The 2892-nt window shown below is 63.9% G+C and carries 4 protein-coding genes; 2 read left to right on the forward strand and 2 right to left on the reverse strand.

Features of this window, described 5'->3' with window-relative positions; translation table 11 throughout:
- Together UNPF46_RS38180 and argE are read left to right on the forward strand one after the other, a co-directional pair.
- Positions 1–192, forward strand: a 192-nt coding sequence (locus UNPF46_RS38180) for a hypothetical protein (RefSeq protein WP_210248370.1), incomplete at its 5' end; no start/stop codon positions are given.
- A 162-nt stretch (positions 193–354) separates the two neighbouring features.
- Positions 355–1533, forward strand: a complete 1179-nt coding sequence (gene argE, locus UNPF46_RS37195) for an acetylornithine deacetylase (RefSeq protein ID WP_142253335.1) — start codon at positions 355–357, stop codon at positions 1531–1533.
- 34 nt (positions 1534–1567) lie between these two features.
- Here the strand turns inward: argE and UNPF46_RS37200 are convergent, their stop codons facing one another.
- Together UNPF46_RS37200 and UNPF46_RS37205 are read right to left on the reverse strand one after the other, a co-directional pair.
- Positions 1568–2191, reverse strand: a complete 624-nt coding sequence (locus UNPF46_RS37200; RefSeq protein WP_142253336.1) for a LysE family translocator — start codon at positions 2189–2191, stop codon at positions 1568–1570.
- Positions 2192–2212: 21 nt separating this feature from the next.
- A complete protein-coding gene (locus UNPF46_RS37205; RefSeq protein ID WP_142253337.1) occupies positions 2213–2554 on the reverse strand; it encodes an NIPSNAP family protein in 342 nt (113 codons plus the stop codon).
- Between the last annotated feature and the right edge of the window lie 338 nt (positions 2555–2892).

Consider the following 2892-nt stretch of genomic DNA (forward strand, 5'->3'; position numbering starts at 1 on the left):
GCGCCGATGCCATCGGCGTCCACCGCCGCCCGGCCCGCGTTCGTGACGATCGCGATACGCCCCTCTTCCTTGGGCCGGGATGCCGCGATACATACGCGATATCCGAATTTCGGTAAAGTGGAATATTTTTGGTGCGCCGGATGGACCCACAGCCTGCGTGTTTTGCCCGTCGGGCAACGCAAGGTCTGGTAGCCCGGATGAGCGCAGCGATATCCGGGGGCCCTCACCGCGAGCGGTCCCGGGTATCGCTCCGCTCACCCGGGCTACGGGTCGGTGTTGATTTGCGCAATCAGCCATCACGTTGGTATGGTTCCTGCAAGCATCTCAGCCTCCATCCCCTGACAGAACGAGACAATGCAGAGCTCAAGACCCGACCGGATTCGCAAACTCCTCGCCGACCTCGTCGCCTTCGACACCGTCAGCGACCGCACCAACCTGCCGCTGATTGCCCATATCGAGAGCTACCTCGCCGCGTTCGGCATCAAGGGCGAGCGCTTCGTCGACGTAACAGGGCAAAAGGCCTCGCTGTGGGTCACGATCGGCCCCGAGCACCGGCCGGGCTTCGTGCTGTCGGGCCATACCGACGTCGTGCCCGTCGTCGGCCAGGACTGGAGCCACGACCCGTTCAAGCTGGTCGAGCGCGACGGCAAGCTCTATGGCCGCGGCACCACCGACATGAAGGGCTTCGTTGCGGTGTGCCTCGCCATGGTGCCGGAGATGACGGAGGCCAAGCTCGCAACGCCGATTCACCTGGCGATCTCCTACGACGAGGAGATCGGCTGCGTCGGCGTACGGCCGATGCTCGGCGAGGTCGCCAAGAAGATGGTCAAGCCGCTCGGCGCCTTCATCGGCGAGCCGACCGAGATGAAGGTCATCATCGGCCACAAGGGCAAGCACGGCGTGCGCGCGACCTTTCACGGGCTCGCCCGCCATTCCTCGATTGCGCCCGACGGCGTCAACGCGATCGAATATGCGGCCGAGCTGATCGTCGAGATCCGCCGCCGCGCCGAGAAGCTTGCGGCCGCGGCCGAACGCAACAGCCTCTACGACGTGCCGCATTCGACGCTGCTGACCAGCATCGTGCATGGCGGCGCGGCGCTGAACATCGTGCCGGATACCTGCACGGTGGATTTCGAATGCCGCGGCATCGGCATCACCGAGTCGCGCGAGGTGACCGACGCGATCGTCGCCTGGGCGAAGGCCGAGATCGAGCCCGCGATGAAGGCAAGGCATCAGGAGTGCGGTATCGATTTCGAGGAGATCCTCGACTATCCCGCGCTCGACACCGCCGCCGATGCCGCGATCGTCACGCTCGCCAAGAGCCTTGCCGGACGCAACGACCACGCCAAGGTCGCCTTCGGCACCGAAGCGAGCCTGTTTGCCAGCATGGCGGATATCCCATCCGTGGTGATCGGGCCGGGCTCGATCGCGCAGGCGCATACGCCGGACGAGTTCGTGGAGATGGCGGAGCTGGAGAAGTGCGCGGGCTTCGTGGAGAAGCTGATCGCGCATTGCGCGAAGACGGAGTCGTAGGCGACGCGGCCGGTTGCCAATCCCCCTTGCGGCCTCAACGCTCCTGCAAGGCCAGCCGCACGCCGACAGCGCAATAGACGGTCCCGACCACCTTGCCCTGCCACCTCACGACAGCTGGATGACGGCGCAGCAGATTGCCGAGGCGGCCTGCGCCGACGGCGAATATGACGGTGCTGAGCAGGCCGAGCAGCACGAAGACGAGGCCGAGGATCGCCAACTGAAGTGCGATCGAACCGTGCTCCGGCTTCACGAATTGCGGCAGGAAGGCGAGGAAGAACAGCGCGGTCTTGGGATTGAGCACTTCGGTCAGCACGGCCTGCCGGAAGGCGCGGCCCGCGCCGATCGCGGGCGCACTGCCCAGCGCGATCGGCGCCTTGTCGAGCATCGCGCGAATGCCGAGATAGACCAGGAAACCCGCGCCGGCATATTTGACGATGCTGAACAGCAGCGCGGAGGTCGCGATGATTGCCGACAGGCCGACGATCGCCATGCTGGTGTGGATCAGATCGCCCGCCGCAATCCCCGCGCCCGTCGCGATCCCCACCTTCGTTCCGGAGCTTGCGGCCCGCGCCATGGTGAGCAGCGTGGCCGGACCTGGAATGAAGACGAAGCCGAGCACGATGAGGAGGTAAGCGATGAGGGTGGTGTGGTCGATCATGGGCGTGGTCCCCGGGCCGGGTCACTGTAACAGGCTGGCCGACGGCGAATAGTCCACCGGCACCAGCAAGCGATCCTCGATCTGGCCGACCATGAGCCCATGCTCGGCATGAGTGAGCCGCTTGATCTCGGCCCATTCGGTGTCCGCCATGAACGCCGCCCAAGCCGACGTCTTGGTAGACTCGTCGGGCCACTCCAGGAGATAGGCGAACTCGGTACGTTCACCGAATTTCGTTTCCCACATCGCCACGATCCGGAAGCCATATCTGGTTCGCATGATGCGCGCCGCGTGATCGCGAAACCGGGCGTGGAAGGCGGCCTTGTTCTTCTCGAAAATCTCGTAAATGCGCAGTTGCTGGATCATGATCTGTCTCCGTGCGGAGAAGATATGGTCAAGCTTGGCGGCTGGGACAAGTTACAGACCCTCGTCGTCATTGCGAGGGAGCGAAGCGACGAAGCAATCCAGACTGTTTCCGTGGAAAGATTCTGGATTGCTTCGCTGCGCTCGCAATGACGGGGGACGCACTTGCTCATCACACCTGTCATGCCCCGGCTTGACCGGGGCATCCAGTATGCCGCGGCCTCTCAGTTCCAACGCTAGCGTCTCTGGAATACTGATTGCCCGCCTTCTGTTTAGACCGGACAGATCACTGACAGGTGTTCGGAGACATAGCTGACACATCAAGATGGGCTGGATTGGTC

The organism is Bradyrhizobium sp. UNPF46 (genome assembly GCF_006658625.1).
Classification (GTDB): Bacteria; Pseudomonadota; Alphaproteobacteria; order Rhizobiales; family Xanthobacteraceae; genus Bradyrhizobium; species Bradyrhizobium nitroreducens.

What these genes read in the sequence shown, in the direction of transcription:
- argE (WP_142253335.1), top strand. Translation starts at nt 355, where the DNA reads ATGCAGAGCTCAAGACCCGACCGGATTCGCAAACTCCTCGCCGACCTC.
- UNPF46_RS37205 (WP_142253337.1), bottom strand. Translation starts at nt 2,554, where the DNA reads ATGATCCAGCAACTGCGCATTTACGAGATTTTCGAGAAGAACAAGGCC.
- UNPF46_RS37200 (WP_142253336.1), bottom strand. Translation starts at nt 2,191, where the DNA reads ATGATCGACCACACCACCCTCATCGCTTACCTCCTCATCGTGCTCGGC.